This is a genomic window from Micromonospora siamensis (genome assembly GCF_900090305.1).
GTDB classification, from domain to species: Bacteria; Actinomycetota; Actinomycetes; order Mycobacteriales; family Micromonosporaceae; genus Micromonospora; species Micromonospora siamensis.
Window position 1 is genome coordinate 1,205,539 of sequence record NZ_LT607751.1, and the last position, 18,621, is coordinate 1,224,159.

Genomic DNA, 18,621 nt, shown 5'->3' on the forward strand with positions numbered 1-18,621 from the left:
GGCACCGAAGGTCTCGTCGGCGTCGCGGGCTTCCCTACGATAAGGGGCCGCAGGCGGGTCATCGGGACCCCTGCCCGTCCCCGGCGGCGACAGCACCGGCGGACCACCCGCCCCGTCCAGAGAGGACGCCCAGCGATGATGCAGGTCCAGGTGCCGCCCGGCGGTACGACCACCGCCACCGCCGACCTTCCGGCGCCGGCCGCCGCCCGGCGGGCCCGGGGGCGGATCGGCCCGGTCGTGGTGGGGCAGCTGGTGGCGGTCGAGCTCTGCGCGCTCGCCGCCGGGCTGGCCCTCGGCGGTCCGGGCTGGCTGCTCGGCCTGGTCGGGGTGCTGGCCGCGTCGGGGGTGCTGGCCACCTTCGCCCGTCGGGGTGGCCGCTGGTGGTACGAGGACCTGCTGCTGCGCCGGAGCCTGCGGCGACGCCGGCAGGGTGCCCGGGCCGCGCTGGCCGGCGGCACGGAGGACGTCCGGCTGGCCGCGCTGGCGCCGGAGCTGACCGTGGTCGAGCTGACCGAGCGGGGCACCCGGCTCGGCGTCGGGCAGGACGCCCGGGGCTTCTTCGCCGCGCTGGCCCTGGTGGGCCGGGCGGACGCCGGGGGCGGTTCGGTGGAGGCGTCGGCGGTGGACCGGGCGCTGCGGGTGCTCGCCGAGTTCAGCGGACCGGTCACCGCCACCCAGGTGGTGTCGCACACCCTGGTCTGGTATCCGGTGCCCGGCGGCCCACCGGCGGCGCACCGTACGGTCTGGGTGGCGTTGCGGCTCTCGGTGGCCGACGCCCGGGCGGAGTCGGTCAGCCGGGGTGGCGGGCTGCGCGGCGTGCACCGCACCGTGGCGGCCGGGGTCGGTCGGCTGGGCAAGGCGCTCACCGCGGCGGGCCTGCCGCACCGGGTGCTCGGCCGGGACGAGCTGCGCGCGGCGGTGGTCTCCGCGGCCGGCCTGGACCTGGCGCCGGAGCCCCCGGCGGAGACCTGGACGGGGCTACGCGGCGGCGGCTGGACCCAGCGTTGCCTGGCCCTGCGGACCCGGCCGGGCACACCCCTGGCTGGCCTGGTGGACGCCGTGACGGCGACCTCCGCGCCGTCGCACACGGTCGCCGCGACGGTGCCGCCGGGCGGGCAGCGGATCCAGCCCCTGCTGCGGGTGGCCGCCACCGACAACCACGTGGACGCCCTGGTCAAGGCGGTACGCGAGGTGGCCCGTCGGGCCGGTGCGCCGACCCGGCCGCTGGACGGGCAGCACGCCCCCGGGGTCTACGCCACCGCTCCGGTGGCCGCCCCGTCGCCGGCGACGGTCAGGGCCGCAGGTTGACGATCCAGCCGTACAGGCCGCAGACCCAGACGGCCAGCGGCACCAGCGCGACGATCACCAGGATCTCGACGATGTCCAGCATCCGGCCCCAGAGCGGGGAGATCGGCTTGCCGGCCACGGTCAGCCCGTAGATCAGGCTGACCACCCCGGCGAGCAGCAGCCCGCCCAGCACCACGCCGAGCCGGGTGCCCAGGCCGCCGGCGGTGAACGTGGCCCACCCGGCCAGCACCAGGCCGGCGGTGCCGGCGAGCAGGACCGGGGTGCGCTGGGCGCGGCCGACGAACGGCCGGGCCCGCAGCAGCGACAGCACGGCAAGCACCAGGCAGAGCAGCACGGCCGGCAGCCGCCCGTCCACGGCCAACACCAGCTCACCGCCGAGCACCAGCAGTGACACCGTCCACAGCAGACCGGTCAGGAACTGGTCGGCGCGTTCGCTGAGCCGCAGCACCTGCCGGCCGTCCACCGTCTCCGCGTCGGTCTTCAGGTCGTCCGGGCCGGTCGGGATGGACGGCACCGGCAGCCGGGCCAGCCGGTACGCGGCCATCGGCAGCATCGGCAGGGTGCCGAACGCCACCGTCGCCACGATCGCCGCCGCGGCTGCGGGGCTCGCCCCGAACACCAGGCAGGCCACCGCGCCCAGGGCCACCGCCGCGCCCACCGAGGTGGCCCCGACGAAGAGCGGCAGCCGGTCACCGACCGCCAGCGCGGCCAGCGCGCCGAAGACCGCCACCGCCGTCGCGGCGAGCAGGACGTGCGGGCTGGCCAGCTCGGCCAGGGTGCGGTCGCCGGCCAGCACCAGCAGGCCGCCGACGGCCGCGAAACCGGTGCCGGCAAGGCCGAGCAGGGCGCCGGTCCGGCTGTCCCCGGCGGCCCGGGACAGCACCGCGGCGCCCACCAGCAGGGCGACCGCGACCAGCAGCGCGGCCAGTGCCCCGGGCAGCTGCGGCGGGCCGGCGAAGAGCGTCGCCGTCGCGCCGGCGGCCAGGGTCACACCGGCGAAGAGCACCGAGAAGGAGCGGGTGGTGGCGACCTGCCAGGCGCCGGGCCGCTGGTTGGTGGCGGTGGCCACCGCGTCCACCACGTCGTCGAAGACGATCTCGGGGGCGGCGGCCGCGCGGGGGTTGAAGTAGAGCACCTCGCCGTCGCGGACGCCGAGCTGGGTGGGCGTACGCCCGCCGTCGAGCGGTGGGCCCCCGAGCCGGGCCAGGCTCCACCCGCCGTGCCGGACCCCCTCGTCGGCCAGGTCCTCGCCGGCGTAGCGGAGCAGCGTGGGCAGCAGGTCGGCCAGCGGCACGTCCGACGGCAGGGCGAGGTCCATCCTGGTCCGCGGCGCCACGACGGTGATCCGGCTCAGCCCGCCGGTCGCGGTCTTCGTCGCCACTGTGGCCTCCTCGTGCTCGCCTACGATCCACCCGACCGGCGGCGTCCGACCCCACGGGTCCACGACGCCCCCGGGAGATTACCTACGATGGCGGGCGCACAGGTTGCCCACCCGACGACTCGGGGTCGTTGGCAGACCACGATCAGGGCCGCTTCTGGGGAGGAGACAGCCGTGAGCACGGTGGTGTTCCGTCGGCTTCCACGTCAACCGGGGCCCGCGCTGCCGCGCGGCGAGGTGCTGCTGGAGTCCCCACCGGAGTTGCCCGAGCAGACGCCGCGCAGCATGGGGCAGATCCTGATGATCCTGCCGATGATGTGCGGGGTCGGCGCGATGGCGTTCCTCTACGCCGGCAGGGGCGGCGGGATGATCACGTACGTCGCCGGCGGCCTGTTCGGGGTCTCCATGCTCGGCATGGCGCTGGGCACCCTCGCCGGTGGCAACAACGACAAGGCCGAGCTGAACGCCGAGCGGCGCGACTACATGCGCTACCTGGCGCAGATGCGCAAGCGCACCCGGCGCGCGGCCGAGCAGCAGCGGGCCGCGATGGCCTGGCGGCATCCGGAGCCGGACGCGCTCTGGTCGATCGCGGCGTCCCGCCGGCTGTGGGAGCGGCGGATCACCGAGGACGACTTCGGCGAGGCGCGGATCGCGCTCGGCCCGCAGCGGCTGGCCGTGGAGATCGTGCCACCGGAGACCAAGCCGGTGGAGGACCTGGAGCCGATGAGCGCGATCGCGCTGCGGCGCTTCGTCCGGGCCCACTCGACCGTGCCCGACCTGCCCACCGCGTTGTCGCTGCGGGCGTTCAGCCGGATCGTGCTGCGTGGTGACCGGGAGCCGGTGCTGGACCTGACCCGCGCCGCCCTCGGCCAGCTGGTCACCTTCCACGCCCCCGACGACCTGGTCGTGGTGGTGGTCGCGGCACCGGACCGGCAGGCCGCCTGGGACTGGGTGAAGTGGCTGCCGCACGCGCACCACAGTGGTCGTACCGACGCGGCGGGAGCGCGCCGGCTGGTCTTCGCGAGCCTCGCCGAGGCCGAGGAGTCCCTCGCCGGTGAGCTCTCCGGCCGGCCCCGGTTCGCCCCGGAGGCGAAGCCGCTGACCACCGCCGCGCACCTGGTCGTGGTGGTCGACGGCGGGGAGCTCTCGCCGACCTGCCAGCTGATGGGGCCGGGGCTGCTCGGCGCCACGGTGGTGGACCTCTCCGGCACCGTGCCCCGCGACGCCGGCCGCTGGCTGCTCTGCCTCGACGTCGGCGACGGCAGCTCGCTGGAGCTGGTCCGGGGCACCAGCTCCAGCCGGCTGGGCCGGCCGGACCGGCTCGACGCGTCCGCCGCCGAGGGGCTGGCCCGGCAGATCGCCCCGTACCGGCTCTCCCAGCAGCAGACCACCAGCGAGGAGCCGCTGGCGCGCAGCATGGAGCTGCCCGACCTGCTCGGCGTCTCCGACGCCGCCGCGGTCGACGTCCGGCAGACCTGGCAGCCGCGCGGGCACCGGGACCGGCTGCGCATCCCGCTCGGCGTCGGCCCGGACGGCAACGTCGTGGAGCTGGACTTCAAGGAGTCCGCGCACGAGGGCATGGGACCGCACGGCCTGGTGATCGGCGCGACCGGCTCCGGCAAGAGCGAGCTGCTGCGTACGGTGGTGGCCGCGCTGGCGGTCACCCACTCCTCGGAGGAACTGAACTTCGTCCTGGTCGACTTCAAGGGTGGCGCGACGTTCGCGTCGCTGGACGCCCTGCCGCACACCAGCGCGGTGATCACCAACCTGTCGGACGAGCTGCCGCTGGTGGACCGGATGCGGGATGCCCTGGCCGGCGAGATGAACCGCCGGCAGGAGGTGCTGCGGGCCGCCGGCAACTACGTCTCCCGCTACGAGTACGAGAAGGCCAGGGCCGCTGGTGAGCCGCTGGACCCGATGCCCAGCCTGCTGATCATCTGTGACGAGTTCAGCGAGCTGCTCGCCGCGAAGCCGGACTTCATCGACCTGTTCGTGATGATCGGCCGGCTGGGCCGGTCGCTCGGCGTGCACCTGCTGCTCGCCTCGCAGCGGCTGGAGGAGGGCAAGCTGCGCGGCCTGGACACCCACCTGTCGTACCGGATCGGCCTGCGGACGTTCTCGGCGGTGGAGAGCCGGATCGTGCTCGGGGTGCCCGACGCGTACGAGCTGCCCAGCGCGCCGGGCCACGGCTACCTGAAGACGGACACCAGCACCATGCTGCGGTTCCGGGCGGCGTACGTCTCCGGGCCGTACCGGGCGCCGGGGCAGACCGCCGCGGTGACCCGGGCCGCCGTGCAGCGCCGGATCGTGCCGTACGGGGTGGACTTCGTCCCGGTGCGCTCGGCCGAGCTGCCGGTGGAGACCGCGCCGGAGCCGGAGCAGCCGACCGACGGCAAGGCGGTCGCCATGCTCGACGTGCTGATCGAGCGGCTCACCGGGCAGGGCCGCCCGGCGCACCAGGTCTGGCTGCCGCCGCTGGCCGAGCCGCCCGGCCTGGCCGAGCTGCTGGGCCCGCTGGCCGTGCACCCGAGCTTCGGGCTGTGCACCGCCAACTGGCCGGGTCGGGGCCGGCTCACCGTGCCGGTCGGGGTGGTGGACCGCCCGTACGAGCAGCGCCGCGACCCGATGCTGGTGGAGCTGGCCGGCGCGGGCGGCAACGTGGTGGTGGTCGGCGCCGCGCTCAGCGGCAAGAGCACCATGCTGCGGTCGCTGATCGCCTCGCTGTCGCTCACCCACACCCCGCGCGAGGTGCAGTTCTTCTGCCTGGACTTCGGCGGCGGGGCGTTGCGCAGCCTGGACGGGCTGCCGCACGTGTCCGGGGTGGCCGGCCGGCGGGACACCGAGGCGGTCCGCCGGACCGTGGCCGAGGTGGTGGCGCTCCTGGACGACCGAGAGGCCCGCTTCGCCCAGCACGGGATCGACTCGATGGCCGGCTACCGTCGCCGCCGGGCCGCCGGGGAGTTCGCCGACGACCCGTTCGGGGACGTCTTCCTGGTGGTGGACGGCTGGGGCACGCTGCGCCAGGAGTACGAGGAGCTGGAGCAGACCATCACCACGCTGGCCAACCGGGGCCTGGGGTTCGGCGTGCACGTGGTGATCACGGCGACCCGCTGGGCGGAGATCCGGATCAACATGCGGGATCTGCTCGGCACCAAGCTGGAGCTGCGCCTCGGTGACCCGGCCGAGTCGGAGCTCGACCGGCGGGCCGCGGCGAACGTTCCGGAGAAGTCCCCGGGCCGGGGCCTGACCCGCGACAAGCTGCACTTCCTCACCGCGGTCTCGCGGATCGACGGACGGCGCGACATCGAGGACCTGACCGAGGCGTCGGCGGCGCTGGCGCGGCACGTGGCGGAGAACTGGCCGGGCCGGCCGGCGCCGAAGGTGCGCCTGCTGCCGCGCCGGCTCTCCCTGGCGGAGCTGGCCCGGGTGGTCGACCGGTCCGTGCCGGGGCTGCCCATCGGGGTGAACGAGTCGGCCCTGGCGCCGGTGTACCTGGACCTGGCCGGCGAGCCGCACCTGACCGTCTTCGGCGACGCCGAGTGCGGCAAGACGAACCTGCTGCGGCTGATCGCCCGGCAGATCGTGGACCGGTACACCCCGGCACAGGCCAGGCTGGTCATCGCCGACTACCGGCGCGGCCTGCTCGGTGCGGTGGAGGGCGACCACCTGCTCGACTACGCGCCGTCGAACCAGGTGTTCGCGAAGGGGCTGGCGTCGATCCGCAGCGCACTGCAGAACCGGTTGCCGGGCCCGGAGGTGACCGCCGCGCAGTTGCGTGACCGCAGCTGGTGGAAGGGGCCGGAGCTGTACATCCTGGTGGACGACTACGACCTGGTGGCCTCGGGCGGCAACAATCCGCTCAGCGCCCTGCACGAGCTGCTGCCGCAGGCCCGGGACATCGGCCTGCACCTGATCGTCACCCGCCGGGTGGGCGGGGTGGCCCGGGCGCTCTACGAGCCGGTGCTGCAACGGCTGCGCGAGCTGGACTCGCCGGGGTTGCTGATGTCCGGCAACCGGGAGGAGGGCGCCGTGTTCGGCACCCTGCGGCCGACCCCGCAGCCGCCGGGTCGAGGCGTGCTGGTCCGTCGCCGGGACGGCCAGCAGCTGATCCAGACCGCCTGGGTGGACCCGGGCTGAGGCGTCCGCGCCGGCCGCACCGGGTGACGGCGGCGGCCGGCGTACGCCTTGTTCGGCAACGGCTTGCGGCAGGTCCACTGTGCTCTTCGCGGGTGGACGACCGGCTGTCCGGAGCGGACCGGACAGGGCTGCGCGGCGTGGACACGGTGGGCTACCGTCTGCCTGAGAAATGTCCGTCGGTGGGGTGGCTTGCCTTGCCGCGGGGGAGGGGCGCGGCAGTTTTCCGCCGCCACAACGATGACGGAAGGGTGTGAAGCATGGCGTTCGAGGTCGAAGCATCGACTCTGCATCAAGCCGCGAGTGACGTGCGGTCCACGCGCAGCGAGGTCGACGGCGAGCTGAAGAAGCTGTGGAACGTGGTCGACGACCTGGCCATCGCCTGGAAGGGCCAGGCGTCCACTGGCTTCCAGTCGCTGATGACGCGCTGGAGCGAGGACACGACCAAGCTGCTGACGGCGATGGACAGCATCGCGGACCTGCTCGACAAGTCGGGTACGACGCACCAGGTCAACGACGAAGAGCAGCAGCAGATGCTGGACAAGTTCCACTCTGCTCTCAACCCGTGATCCGCAGCCAGGAGCAGAGGGAGGTAAAGCCATGATCAAGGTTGACTACGCGGTCCTCGAGAGCAGCAACCAGCAGATGCTGGCCATCTCGCGGACCATCGACGAGAAGCTGGACACGCTCCGGTCGATGCTCAGCAAGCTGCAGTGGGACGGCCAGGACCGGGCCGCCTACGAGCAGCACCAGGCGCAGTGGGACGCCGCCGTCCGGGACATCAACAAGATCCTGAACGAGATCGGTGGCGCCGTCGGTGTGGCGCGCGAGAACTACGTCAGCACCGAGATGAGCAACGCCAGGGTCTGGGGCAACTGAGATAATCGCCCGCGCGGCTCCGGTCCGGTCTGACCGGGCCGGAGCCGCGCTGCGTTGTCAGCCAGCCAGGTGGGAGAGCCATGGTCACGGGGAAGCGTCCACGAGGGGTGCTGCGGTCGGTCGCGGCCCTGGTCACGGCGGTGCTGGCCGGTGGGTCCGCGCTGCTGGTGGCGCCCGCCCCCGCGCAGGCCTATCCGGTCCGCGACCAACAGTGGTATCTGGACGCACTGCGGGTCCCCGCCGCCCACGAGCTGACCCGCGGCAAGGGGGTCACCGTGGCCGTGGTGGACAGCGGCGTCCACGCCGCCCACCCCGACCTGAAGGGCCAACTGCTGCCAGGGCGCAGCTTCTATCCCGGTGGCCCGGCGAACGGCTGGTCCGACCCGGACCGGGAGAAGGGCCACGGCACCGCCATGGCCGGCATCATCGCCGGTCGGGGTGGTGGTGGCGGGACCCGGGAGCTGGGCATCGCACCGGACGCGCGGATCCTGCCGGTGGCGCTCGGCCCGAACAGTGCCCAGTGGGACGTGCTGGCGGGCGTCCGCTGGGCGGTGGACCAGGGGGCCGAGGTGGTCAACCTGTCGCTCGGCGGATACGGCGCCAACATCGACGCCACCCGGGCCGTGGAGTACGCGCTGAGCAGGAACGTCGTCGTGGTGGCCGCGACCGGCAACCGGAGCCAGGGTTTCGACGAGGTGGCGACCCCGGCGAACGTGCCGGGGGTGCTCTCGGTGAGCGGCACCGACCGCTCCGGCGGGTTCTGGCCCGGGTCGGCGACCGGTCCGGAGACCGCCCTGGCGGCCCCCGCCGTGGGGATCATCGCCCCCGCCCCGCCGGGCGTGAACGGCAGCGCCTACGGCATGGGCCAGGGCACCAGTGACGCCGCGGCGATCGTCTCCGGTGCCGCCGCCCTGGTGCGGGCCCGCTATCCGAAGCTGGACGCGGCCAACGTGGTCAACCGGCTGATCAGCACCGCCCGGGACCAGGGCGCCCCGGGCCGCGACCCGGAGTACGGCTTCGGCTCCCTCGACCTGATGCGCGCGTTGACCGCGTCGGTGCCCACCGTCGAGGCCAACCCGCTGCTCGGCGCGCCCGGGGACGGGCAGTCGTCCGCCGGGTCACCGAGCCGCGGCGCCCAGGCGCGGGACGACGGGCCGGCCCTGTCGTTCGGGGTGGCCGACGGCTGGGGTGCCGCCGTGCAGGTGGGGCTCTGCCTGCTCGGCGTGCTGGTGGCGGTCGCCGTGGTGGTGGCCCTGGTGGTGGTGAACCGTCGCGCGCGGCGCCGGAAGGCGGCCGGCGCGCCGCCGGGCCCGTATCCGCCCGGTCCGTACCCGCCGACCGGGACGCTGCCGGGCGTCGGCGCGGCACCGGGCCAGGACCGGCCCGCCGGGCCGCCGGGTGGCTGGCATCCGTACCAGCACCGGCCGGTCGGCCAGCCGGCGCCACCGCAGCCGTACCCGCCGGGTGGTCCGGTGCCGCCCGCGCCACCGGCGGACCAGCAGCGTTGACAGGCACGTCGAGCACCAGGTTCGGGGGAGGAATCGGATGAGCGATCAGAACAGCGGCGGTCCGGATCGGGTGGACGTGGAGCTGCCCGTCCCGCTGCCGGTCAACCCGGTGCTGCCGGGGGCGGAGATCCGCGGCATCAGCTTCGACCGGATCACCGCCGACCAGGCGCAGGTCTCGGGCGAGCTGTCCGGTGGTCCGGGCGTCCGGACGGAGTGGGACGCGGCCAGCTTCGACTCGGCGGCCACCTGGTTGCAGTCGCACGGCGAGTACGTGCGGGGCCTCTCCACCAAGATGCACGTGATCGCCGAGCGGCTCGGCGGCGACGGGAAGGGCCAGGGGCCGCTCGGCGGCTATCCGGCGGCGACCGAGCTCCTCGGTCAGCACCGGATGGTCCACGAGAGCACCAGACAGGGCCTGGCCAAGCTCGCCGACGACCTGTACGCGGCCGCCGAGGCGCTGCGTGCGGTCAAGCGCAACTACGAGACCGCTGAAGAGGCCAACGCCATGTCGGCCCAGCGGATGAACGAGCTCCTGCGCGGCGCGGGGGGCCAGGGCGGGGGAGCCGACCGATGAGCGGGAAGAGCTGGGAGGAGATGGCCCGGGAGGTCCTCGTCGAGGGCAACCCGGCCGAGGTCCGTGGGGCCGCACTGGACTGGGAAGAGGTCCTGCGCAACGTCGGGCAGGTGCGGGAGAGCCTCCAGCAGAACGTGGGCGACCTGGGCCGGACGTGGAAGGGCCCCGCGTACGACGCCTTCAAGGGGCACATCGACGGCCTGGCCAAGCGGATCGACGGCATCGTCGAGGCGGTGAGTGACCCGGGCGCGGGCCGGGTCGGGATCGTGCCCACGCTGGAGACGGCCGCCGCGCAGATCGAGAAGGCACAGGCCGACATGCCGATCCCGGCGGCCTGCGTGGGTGACGTGCTGGCCGCCCGCAACGGCGAGCTCACCCTCGGGGTGGGATTCTTCGAGACCAAGGTCCGGGCCGACGTGCTGGGCAGCGCGCCGGTGGAGATGCTGGGCCAGCTGGGTGACTGGGTGACCGGCTGGTTCTCGGATCAGGAGGCGGACGCCCGCCGGGTCTACGAGACGTTGGACGGTGGGGTCCGGGAGACCGCGGCGAGTGGCCCTCGGGGTGGCTTCTCCGGCCTCACCGAACCCCCGCCCCCGCCCCCGCCGGCACCGCCGATCCGGCCCGGTGGCGGCGGCTCCGGGATGGGCAGGATGCCGTCGGGCGGGCTCGGCACGCCGGGCACCGGCGGGATCTCCGGCGGCGGCGTGCCGGGCGGCGTGGGCTCGGTACCGGGCCTCGGGTCGGTCGACGGCTACGGCGGCGGGTCCGGGCCGGCCGGCGTCGGCGCGGGTACGCACCCCGACCTCGGCGTCGGCGGTGGCGGGTACCCGTCGGGTGACCTCGGCGGGTACGACCCGGGCACGGTCGGCGGCCACGTCCCGGGGGGCGGTGTCGGTTCGGGCGGCGGCTACAGCACCGGGCTGGCCGGCGCCGGTCCGCTGCCCACCGGCTCGGCCGGTGGGCTGGGCGGTGGCCTCGGCGGCGGTGGCCTCGGCGGCGGTGGCCTCGGTTCCGCCGGCATGGGCGGCGGGGCCGGGCTGGGCGGTGGCGCCGGTGCCGGCGCGGGTCTGCTCGCCGGAGGAATCGGCAGGCCGGTCAATCCGGGCCTGCCGCCGATGATGGGCGGCGGCGCGGCGGGCGCCGGCCGTGGCGGCGGTGGCCGCGGTGCGGGCGGACGGCTGGGCGCCGGTCGGGTCGGCGCGGGTGGCATGGGCGGCGGGATGGCGCCGGGCATGGGTGGCACGGCCGCCGCCGGTGGCCGGGGCGCGGGGCGTGGCGCCGGTGCCGGGCGGGGTGTGATCGGCGGCGCTGGTGCGGGTACCGGCCGCGGTGCCACCGGCGCGGCCGGTGTCGGGTCGGGCGCGGCCGGCGCTGGCTCCGGGCGTGGCACCGGTGCCACCGGGCGGGGCGCGGCCGGCGCGGGTGCCCGTGGTGCCGGCGGCCGGGGCGGCATGGCCGGCCTGGGTGCCGGTGGTGGCGCCGGCTACGGCGAGGAGGAGCTGCCGCGCAACTCCTGGCTGGAGGAGGACGAGGACGTGTGGGGCGCGGACGGCGGCGGCGCGCCCGGGGTGCTGCGCTGAGCCCCGCCTGATGCCCGCTTCGGGCCACCGGTCACGCCGACCGGTGGCCCGGACTCGTCGCGGCCGGCGGGGTCAGCCGGTCGGGTCGGTCACCGGGGCGGCGGGCCGGCGTCCGGGCCGCCAGCCGCGCCGCCGGCCGTGCGCCAGGATCGGGCGGGAGACGAGCAGGAGCGCCGCGAGGAGCAGGCCGGCCAGTGCCACCCAGAGGGCGACCGTGCGTTGCCAGGCCGACGGGTCCTCCCGGGCGGGCAGCGCCGGCATGGCCCCGGGCGGCGGGTCGGCGCGTACGCCGAGCAGGGTGGTGACCGCCCGGTACGGGTCGACCACGCCGTACCCGATCTCGGTGTTCTTCCCCTCGGGCGGGCTGTCGGCGGTGCCGGTCAGCCGGGCGGTGACCTGGTCGGGGGTGAGGTCGGGTTGAGCGGCGCGGAGCAGCGCGACGACACCCGAGACGTACGCGGCGGCAAAGCTGGTGCCGCCGTCCGGCTCGGGGAGGTAGCCGTCGCCCCGGGGGGCGGGGCCGATCAGGTTCAGCCCGGGCGCGGCGACGTCGACGTACTCGCCGCTGATCGAGGTCCCGACGTGCGCGCCCTGCTCGTCGACCCCGGCGACGGCGATCACCCCGGGATAGCTCGCCGGGTACGCCGGCAGGTCCTGCCGCTGCTGCTCCTTGCTGTTGCCGGCGGCCGCCACCACGACGATCTTCCGGCTCAGCGCGTAGCCGATCGCCTGCTCCAGTTCGGGCGCGGGCTCGGTCACCAGGGACAGGTTGATCACGTCGGCGTCGTGGTCGGCGGCCCAGCGGACCGCCTGGGCGATCTGGCCGGGCAGCGCGGGGTCACGGGTCTCCCCGGTGTCGGGGAGCACCCGCAGCGGCAGGATCGCCGCCTCCGGCGCGATGCCGCTGAACGGTGCGTCGGTGTCGTCCCGACCGGCGATGATCCCGGCCACGACGGTACCGTGGCCGGCCTGGTCGCAGCGGCCCTGCCGTTGCGGGAGGCCGCTGAAGTCGCGTCCCTCGCGGACCCGGCCCCGCAACGCCGGGTGGCCCGCCGACACCCCGGAGTCGATCACCGCCACGGTGACCCCGGCGCCGCGGCTGATCGGCCAGACGGACTCCGGCTTCAGCCGGTCCAACGCCCACGGCCGTTCGGTGGGGGCGGGACCACCGGCCGGCCCACAGGCCGCCGACGCCGGTGCGGCGAGGGCCCGCGGGGCGAGAGCCTGCGGGGCTGGGGCCGGCCCGGCGAGAGCCTGCGGGGTGAGGGCGGGTGCGGCGAGGGCCGGCGCGGCGCGGGCCTGCGGGGTGAGGGCGGGTGCGGCGCCGGCCGGCGTCGGGGCGGCCCAGAGCGGGCCGAGCAGGACCGCCGTGGCTCCACAGAGGACGGCCCGGGTTCGGGCGTCCCGGTTCGACGGAAGCCGGGCCGGTGGGAAGCTCTCGCGCACGAGGTGAGGTTACCGCCGGCGGGCGGGCGCCGGGGTCACGGGCGGGCGGCGCCGGCCACCGTGGAGGGTGGGCCGGTCAGCCGGCCTCGGGCCGCTCGACGGCCGGCACCGGGGTGAAGAGGGCGAGCAGGTCGCCCACCTGGCGGTCGGCCTCGGCGGGGTGGCGGAAGTGGCCGCTCGGGTTGACGGTGTACTCGTTGCGCCGGCCCACCCGGGTGCGCTGGAGGTAGCCCTCGGCCTCCAGGTCGGCGACGATCGCCTGGGCGGCCCGCTCGGTGACCCCGACCTCGTCGGCCACGTCGCGCAGCCGGGCGGTGGGGTTGCGGGCGATGGCCAGCAGCACGTGCCCGTGGTTGGTGAGGAACGTCCAGTTCCGGGCGTTTCCGTTCTCGCCAGCTGTCGTCGCCATCCCGCCATGGTAGGGCCTCCCGGCGGACGGGGGTGGGTCGCTGCCGGTGGGCCGGGCGAGGGCGACACCTGAAATCCGTATCACGAAATCTTGACGGGCTTTGCGCTGCGTGTGACGGTGGATGCTGGCCGCCTCCGTCGCCGGCCGAGCTACCCGCGTACGTGAGGGACGAGGTGAGGCGAATGCCGTGGAGCAGCCCGGAGCGAGCGCTCGACGAACTGCGGGCCGGTAACCGCCGGTTCGTCGCCGGTGCGCCGTACCACCCGAACCAGGACGCCGACCGGCGGGCCGCCGTGGCGGAGGGGCAGGACCCGTTCGCGGTGATCCTCGGCTGCTCCGACTCCCGGCTGGCCGCCGAGATCATCTTCGACCGCGGCCTCGGCGACCTCTTCGTGGTCCGTACCGCCGGGCACACCGCCGGGCCCGAGGTGCTGGGCAGCGTCGAGTACGCGGTATCGGTCCTCCACACGCCGCTGGTCGTGGTCCTCGGCCACGACTCCTGCGGGGCCGTGCAGGCCGCCCGGCAGGCCGTCGCCACCGGCACCCCGCCGCCCGGGCACCTGGGCGCGGTGGTGGACGCCGTGCTGCCCAGCCTGCGGCGGGCCGAGGCCGAGGGCGTCGAGGAGATCGACGAGATCGTCGACATCCACATCGCGCAGACCGTGCAGGCCCTGCTGACGAACTCCGCCACCCTGGCCGAGGCGGTGGCAGCCGGCCGGTGCGCGGTGGTCGGCATGTCGTACCGGCTGAGCGCCGGTGAGGCGCGCACGGTGGCCGAGGTGGGGACCGGCGGGACGGCCGCGGTGCCCGCCCAGGCCGGCCCGGTCGGCCAGCCGACGGGCTGACACCGGCCCGGGAACGACGCGGGCCGCCCCGCGAAGGCGGGACGGCCCGGTGGTACGCGGCACGCGCGCTACAACAGCGAGACGTGCACGTGGTCGGTGTGGTTGGACGGGCCGCTGTACGACTTCCAGCCGGTGGCCGGGAACCAGATCTGCCGGTTCCAGATCACGTAGTAGATGCCGAGCCGGTCCGCGTTGCGCAGCAGGAACGCGGCGAGGTTGTTGCCGTACGTGCGGGTGTCGTCGTTGTGCCACGGACTGAACCCGCTGTTCTGCAACGACCAGTCGCAGGCCCGGCCCTTCGGATGCTCCCACGGCCCACCGGGGCGGTAGCAGCCGACGAAGCGGTCGAAGCCGGCCCGCTTGACCTCCTTGTACATGTGCAGCGTCCGCGGCGTGATGCAGCCCGAGGTGGTCGGGTCGTTCTCGCTGCACGACTCGCGGCGCCACTCCCCGTCGGAGCTGCGGCCGGGGGCGATCCGGGCGACCGGTGAGGTCTCGGAGACCAGGCCACCGGTGAAGCCCTCGCCGCCGACCAGCTCCAGCGACTTCTCCGCCTCGCTGCGGCGCTTGGCGATGATGTTCGTCTGCCGTTGCTGCTCGCGGACCTCGGCGTCGAGGCTGAGCTTGGCCTCCTCGGCCTTGCGCTTGGCCTCGGTCACCTCGGCGAGCTTCTGCTCGTTGACCATGTTGATCTCGTCGAGGACGGCGGCCCGCTTGACGAACGAGTCGGGGGTGTTGCTCTCCAGCAGGACGGCGACCGCGCCGATCCGGCCGGTCCGGTAGGAGGCCGCGGCGATCTGGCCGACCTGCGGGGTGAGCCGGTCCAGCTCGTTCTGTGCCCGACGGACCTCGAGGGCGAGCGCGAGCTGCCGCTTCTTGGACTTGGCCAGCTTGGCCTTGGCCTGGAAGTAGCCCCGGTTGGTCTGCTCCAGCACGTCGTTGAGCAGCGGTGGGTCGTCGTCCTCCTCGTGCCCGGAGGGCTTCGGGTTGGACGGTGCGGCCGTCGCCGGCAGCGGACCGGTGACGATGCTGAGTGCGGTGAGCACGGCCACCACCGGTGTCAGCCAGCGGCGCAGGGGTGCCGTCACAGTGTTCCCTTCCCTCGACCGCCGACCGGGTTAGCTGACGGATTCGGGACGGAAGTTGCCCCGGCCGCTCGCGCGGCTTCACCCCAGAAACCTGGTTCCCCGGCTCGCCGTACGGCGATTGGGCGGTGGCACCGCAGGCGCCGCAGCGCGCCTTCGGCGGTGACCGGCAGCGAGGTTACCCGAGAGCCGGGCATGCGAGCTACGTCCGGAACCCGACCAAAACCGTTATTTCGCAGTAGCCATCGGTAACCAGTGACACGTTTATCAACGGTGGTGGCGTGATCGGTCACGCTGTGCAGTGTCACCATGCGTCGTCCGTACTCCTCTCCGGATCGGGCCACCGGGCGGGGGCCGGGGCGGTGGGGGTGCGCGGCGCGCTCAGCGCCTCCAGCGCGACCGCCCGGTCGGCGGCCGGCCGGCGGGACCCGGCAGCGGCGGCCGGTGCGGGGTCCACCGGGTCGTCGGTGTCCCGGCCGGCGGTGGTCACCAGGGCGGCCAGGCCGGTGGTGAGCGGCACCGCCGCGATCAGCCCCAGCGTCGCCACCGCGCTGCGGACGATCTCCTGGGCCATGAACTCGCTGGTCAGGATCTGGCCGACCGGGCGGGAGTCGGCGACCAGCAGGAGCAGCAACGGCAGCGAGGCGCCCGCGTACGCCAGCACGATGGTGTTGACGGTGGAGGCGATGTGCGCCCGGCCGACCCGGGTGGCCGCCCGGTAGAGCTGGCGGCGGGACAGCCCGGGGTTGGCGTGCGCCAGCTCGGTGACGGTCGCCGCCTGGGTGACGGTCACGTCGTCGAGCACGCCGAGCGAGCCGATCACGATGCCGGCCAGCAGCAGGCCGTGCAGGTCGACGTCCTGCTGGAACATCGACAGCGTGGTGGCGTCCTCGCTGCCGTACCCGGTCAGGTGGGTGGCGGCGGTGGCCAGCGTCCCGAGTACGCCGGTGAGCACCAGGCTGCCCAGGGTGCCCAGCACCGCCACCGAGGTCTGCGCGGTGACCCCGTGGGTGAGGTACAGCACCACGAACATGATCAGGGCGGAGCCGGTGACGGCGACCAGCAGCGGCGAGCGGCCAGCGCTGATCCCGGGCAGCACGAAGCCGAGCAGGACGGCGAAGCTCGCGGCCAGGCCGCCGAGCGCGGCCAGCCCGCGCCACCGGCCGAACGCGACGATGGCGGCGGCGAAGACCACCACCAGCCAGACCAGCGGCGCTCCGCGCTGGTGCTCGGCGATCTGGTAGCTGCTCTCCGACGGGTCCGCCGGATCGGCGAGCTTCACCAGGACGATCTCGTCGCCCGCGGCCACCTCCGGGGCGCCCGGCCCGGCCGGCAGCGGGGTCTCGACCTCACGGCCGGCGTCCGGGCCCTGCTCCACGCGTACGGTGACCGTGCCGCACGGTCCGTCCCGCCCGGTCGGGCCGCCCTCCGGGGTCTCCGGTGCCGGAGGGCACTCCTGCGAGACCACCCGGACCGCCGTGCCGTGGTGGCGGGGCACGTCGGAGCCGGGGTCGCGGTCCGGGGTGCTCCGGGGCCAGAGCGCCACCGCGGCGACCACGGTGAGGACGAAGAGCGGCACCACGGTCGCGACGAGGATCCGCCGCACCCGGGGTGGCGCGGGCGGAGCGGGGTGACCGTGGTCGGCGCCCATGGCGGATTCTCCTGACGTTCTCCGAACGGGATACGGCTGAGCGCGTCGGCCGGTTCACCGCGCCTCGGCGCAGCGGCGGGGAGTCGGGCGCGCAACGGCGCGGCATCGCCCGGAATGGTAGCCAGGCCGGCCGGGCACCGTCCGGGTCAGCTCTCGACGACCCGGACGGTGCCCATCATGCCGCCGTCCTCGTGGTCGAGGGTGTGGCAGTGGTAGACGCTGCGCCCGGGCAGGTCGGTGAAGGCGATCCGCAGCCGTACCCAGCCGCCCGCCGGCACGGTCACCACGTCCTGCCGGACCGCGACCGGCGGTGCGCCGGTGCTGTCGGCCATGACCTGGAACGGGCGGGTGTGCAGGTGGAACGGGTGGTCCTGGCCGGTCCCGTTCAGCACCGTCCACTCCTCGACGCTGCCCAGCGGCACGACCTGGTCGTCGCGGTCCGGGTCGAACCCGCGGCCGTCCACGGTCCAACGCATCCCGCCCGGACCCATCGCGCTGCCGAGGGTGAGCCGCCGTCGTCGGGTCACCGGGCCGGGCAGCGGGGGTGCCGGGTCGGGTCGGACCGGCGCCGCCGGCGGCTCGGTGGGCGGGCCGGTCACCGCCACGGTGGCCAGGGTGACCGGGCCGTCGCCGGCCGCGCCCATGCCCATGCCCATGCCCATCCCCATGCCGCCGTTCGCGCGGAGGCCGGCCGCCGAAAGCAGCGGGTACCGGCCGGCCGTGCCGGTGCGTAGCCACAGGTCGGCGCGGTTGCCCGGGGCCAGCACCAGGGGCTGGTCGGCGGCGGTGGCGGGCAGGTACCAGCCGTCGAACGCCAGCCGGTCGACCGCCGGGCCGGCCAGGTCCAGCCGGAGCACCCGACCCGCGCAGGCGTTCACGATCCGCCAGCGTTCCACCGCGCCGGTCCGGACGTCGATCACCGGCTGGTGCTCGCCGTTGACCAGCACCAGTTCGCCCAGGCGCCCGGTGGACGCGGCCATCGGGTCGGGGGCGCGGACCCGGCCGGACCCGTCGAGGCTGGTGTCGGTGACCACCAGCAGCCGTTCGGCCACCGCCGCGGCCGGTTCGTCCTCGACGACGAGCGCGCCGACCAGGCCGGCGAAGACCTGGTCTGCCACGGAGCCGTGGTGGTGCGGGTGGTACCAGAACGTGCCGGCCGGGTGGTCCGCCGGGATCCGGAACGCGTAGTCGGCGGTGTCGCCGGGCGGTACCGACCGGAACGGGTCGTCGCCGTCGCCGAGCGGGGAGACGTGCAGGCCGTGGGTGTGCAGGCTGGTCGCCATCGGCAGCCGGTTCTCCAGGCGTACCCGGAGCAGGTCGCCGGGGCGGACCCGCAGCGTCGGGCCGGGCGACCGGCCGTTCCAGCCCCAGGCCCGGGTGTCCCGCCCGGCCAGGCGTACCCCGGCGGCGGCCACCAGGCGTACGTCGAGGCGGCCGTCCCGGCTGCGCAGCGCGGTCGGCTCGGGCAGGGGGCGGTCGCCGGAGGCGGGACGGAGCCGGGAGTCGTCGTCGGCGAGCAGCCAGCCGGTCGCGCCGACGGTCAGGCCGGCCGCGCCCAGACCGAGCAGGGTGAGCGCCCGGCGCCTGCCGATCGGGGCGGTCACGACAGTGCGGTCCGGCGTCGGCGGTACTCCTCCTCGTCGATCTCGCCCCGGGCGTACCGCTCGTCGAGGATCCGCCGGGCAGAGGAGGAACCGGCCGGACCACGCTCGCGTTCGGTGAGCCGGAACATCGCCCAGATCAACCCGACCAGCACCGCCAGCCCCAGCAGGGACCAGATCCACATCCAGCCCATCATCGGGCCGTTCCACATCATCTGGCCGC

The 18,621-nt window shown here is 75.1% G+C and carries 15 protein-coding genes and 1 riboswitch; of the genes, 8 read left to right on the forward strand and 7 right to left on the reverse strand.

The window, feature by feature from the left end; genetic code table 11:
• Positions 1 to 135: 135 nt before the first annotated feature.
• Positions 136 to 1,308, forward strand: a complete 1,173-nt coding sequence (locus GA0074704_RS05680; protein ID WP_088969522.1) for a type VII secretion protein EccE — start codon at positions 136 to 138, stop codon at positions 1,306 to 1,308.
• Here GA0074704_RS05680 and eccD read toward each other — a convergent pair.
• Positions 1,292 to 2,689 carry a type VII secretion integral membrane protein EccD gene (gene eccD, locus GA0074704_RS05685; RefSeq protein ID WP_088969523.1) on the reverse strand — a complete coding sequence of 466 codons (1,398 nt, stop codon included), beginning with the start codon at positions 2,687 to 2,689 and terminating at the stop codon, positions 1,292 to 1,294. The two genes, GA0074704_RS05680 and eccD, sit on opposite strands and share 17 nt — an antisense overlap.
• A 171-nt stretch (positions 2,690 to 2,860) precedes the next feature.
• Between eccD and eccCa the strand changes: the two genes are divergently transcribed.
• The 6 genes from eccCa (at position 2,861) to GA0074704_RS05715 (ending at position 11,361) form a co-directional block, all read left to right on the forward strand.
• Positions 2,861 to 6,823: a type VII secretion protein EccCa gene (gene eccCa, locus GA0074704_RS05690; protein ID WP_088969524.1), complete on the forward strand. Its 3,963-nt coding sequence runs from the start codon at positions 2,861 to 2,863 to the stop codon at positions 6,821 to 6,823.
• Positions 6,824 to 7,080: 257 nt separating this feature from the next.
• Positions 7,081 to 7,389: a WXG100 family type VII secretion target gene (locus GA0074704_RS05695; protein WP_088969525.1), complete on the forward strand. Its 309-nt coding sequence runs from the start codon at positions 7,081 to 7,083 to the stop codon at positions 7,387 to 7,389.
• Between the two features lie 31 nt (positions 7,390 to 7,420).
• Positions 7,421 to 7,699, forward strand: a complete 279-nt coding sequence (locus GA0074704_RS05700; protein WP_088969526.1) for a WXG100 family type VII secretion target — start codon at positions 7,421 to 7,423, stop codon at positions 7,697 to 7,699.
• 80 nt (positions 7,700 to 7,779) lie between these two features.
• The gene (locus tag GA0074704_RS05705) at positions 7,780 to 9,207 is read left to right on the forward strand and encodes a S8 family serine peptidase (RefSeq protein WP_088969527.1); all 1,428 of its coding nucleotides are present in this window, start codon (positions 7,780 to 7,782) and stop codon (positions 9,205 to 9,207) included.
• A 37-nt stretch (positions 9,208 to 9,244) separates the two neighbouring features.
• A complete protein-coding gene (locus tag GA0074704_RS05710; RefSeq protein WP_088969528.1) occupies positions 9,245 to 9,781 on the forward strand; it encodes a hypothetical protein in 537 nt (178 codons plus the stop codon).
• On the forward strand, positions 9,778 to 11,361 hold the full coding sequence (locus tag GA0074704_RS05715) for a WXG100 family type VII secretion target (protein WP_088969529.1): 1,584 nt from the start codon (positions 9,778 to 9,780) through the stop codon (positions 11,359 to 11,361). Before GA0074704_RS05710 ends, GA0074704_RS05715 begins: the two co-directional genes overlap by 4 nt.
• A gap of 72 nt (positions 11,362 to 11,433) precedes the next feature.
• On the opposite strand, the gene mycP is transcribed toward GA0074704_RS05715, so the two are convergent.
• Entirely contained in the window at positions 11,434 to 12,807 is a 1,374-nt protein-coding gene (mycP, locus tag GA0074704_RS05720) for a type VII secretion-associated serine protease mycosin (protein WP_231926767.1), read from the reverse strand.
• 76 nt (positions 12,808 to 12,883) lie between these two features.
• Positions 12,884 to 13,216, reverse strand: a complete 333-nt coding sequence (locus GA0074704_RS05725; RefSeq protein WP_088969530.1) for a helix-turn-helix transcriptional regulator — start codon at positions 13,214 to 13,216, stop codon at positions 12,884 to 12,886.
• Positions 13,217 to 13,398: 182 nt separating this feature from the next.
• Between GA0074704_RS05725 and GA0074704_RS05730 the strand changes: the two genes are divergently transcribed.
• The gene (locus GA0074704_RS05730; protein ID WP_088969531.1) at positions 13,399 to 14,061 is read left to right on the forward strand and encodes a carbonic anhydrase; all 663 of its coding nucleotides are present in this window, start codon (positions 13,399 to 13,401) and stop codon (positions 14,059 to 14,061) included.
• Positions 14,062 to 14,129: 68 nt separating this feature from the next.
• Here the strand turns inward: GA0074704_RS05730 and GA0074704_RS05735 are convergent, their stop codons facing one another.
• The 4 genes from GA0074704_RS05735 to GA0074704_RS05750 all read right to left on the reverse strand — a co-directional run bounded on the left by GA0074704_RS05735 (position 14,130) and on the right by GA0074704_RS05750 (position 18,613).
• A complete protein-coding gene (locus GA0074704_RS05735) occupies positions 14,130 to 15,149 on the reverse strand; it encodes a coiled-coil domain-containing protein (protein WP_088969532.1) in 1,020 nt (339 codons plus the stop codon).
• Between the two features lie 4 nt (positions 15,150 to 15,153).
• Positions 15,154 to 15,284, reverse strand: a riboswitch (cyclic di-AMP (ydaO/yuaA leader).
• Positions 15,285 to 15,450: 166 nt separating this feature from the next.
• Positions 15,451 to 16,797, reverse strand: coding sequence for a YibE/F family protein (locus tag GA0074704_RS05740; RefSeq protein ID WP_088969533.1), 1,347 nt, complete (start codon positions 16,795 to 16,797; stop codon positions 15,451 to 15,453).
• A gap of 146 nt (positions 16,798 to 16,943) precedes the next feature.
• Positions 16,944 to 18,401: a multicopper oxidase family protein gene (locus GA0074704_RS05745; RefSeq protein ID WP_197697600.1), complete on the reverse strand. Its 1,458-nt coding sequence runs from the start codon at positions 18,399 to 18,401 to the stop codon at positions 16,944 to 16,946.
• A complete protein-coding gene (locus GA0074704_RS05750) occupies positions 18,398 to 18,613 on the reverse strand; it encodes an SHOCT domain-containing protein (protein WP_088969534.1) in 216 nt (71 codons plus the stop codon). The genes GA0074704_RS05745 and GA0074704_RS05750 overlap by 4 nt, the downstream gene beginning before the upstream one ends.
• Positions 18,614 to 18,621 lie beyond the last annotated feature (8 nt).

Bases quoted from the DNA above. Each gene is read 5' to 3' on its own strand.
- GA0074704_RS05730 (WP_088969531.1), top strand. From the start codon at position 13,399: ATGCCGTGGAGCAGCCCGGAGCGAGCGCTCGACGAACTGCGGGCCGGT.
- GA0074704_RS05710 (WP_088969528.1), top strand. From the start codon at position 9,245: ATGAGCGATCAGAACAGCGGCGGTCCGGATCGGGTGGACGTGGAGCTG.
- GA0074704_RS05750 (WP_088969534.1), bottom strand. From the start codon at position 18,613: ATGATGTGGAACGGCCCGATGATGGGCTGGATGTGGATCTGGTCCCTG.
- GA0074704_RS05700 (WP_088969526.1), top strand. From the start codon at position 7,421: ATGATCAAGGTTGACTACGCGGTCCTCGAGAGCAGCAACCAGCAGATG.
- GA0074704_RS05695 (WP_088969525.1), top strand. From the start codon at position 7,081: ATGGCGTTCGAGGTCGAAGCATCGACTCTGCATCAAGCCGCGAGTGAC.
- GA0074704_RS05725 (WP_088969530.1), bottom strand. From the start codon at position 13,216: ATGGCGACGACAGCTGGCGAGAACGGAAACGCCCGGAACTGGACGTTC.
- GA0074704_RS05740 (WP_088969533.1), bottom strand. From the start codon at position 16,797: ATGGGCGCCGACCACGGTCACCCCGCTCCGCCCGCGCCACCCCGGGTG.
- GA0074704_RS05680 (WP_088969522.1), top strand. From the start codon at position 136: ATGATGCAGGTCCAGGTGCCGCCCGGCGGTACGACCACCGCCACCGCC.
- GA0074704_RS05715 (WP_088969529.1), top strand. From the start codon at position 9,778: ATGAGCGGGAAGAGCTGGGAGGAGATGGCCCGGGAGGTCCTCGTCGAG.
- GA0074704_RS05705 (WP_088969527.1), top strand. From the start codon at position 7,780: ATGGTCACGGGGAAGCGTCCACGAGGGGTGCTGCGGTCGGTCGCGGCC.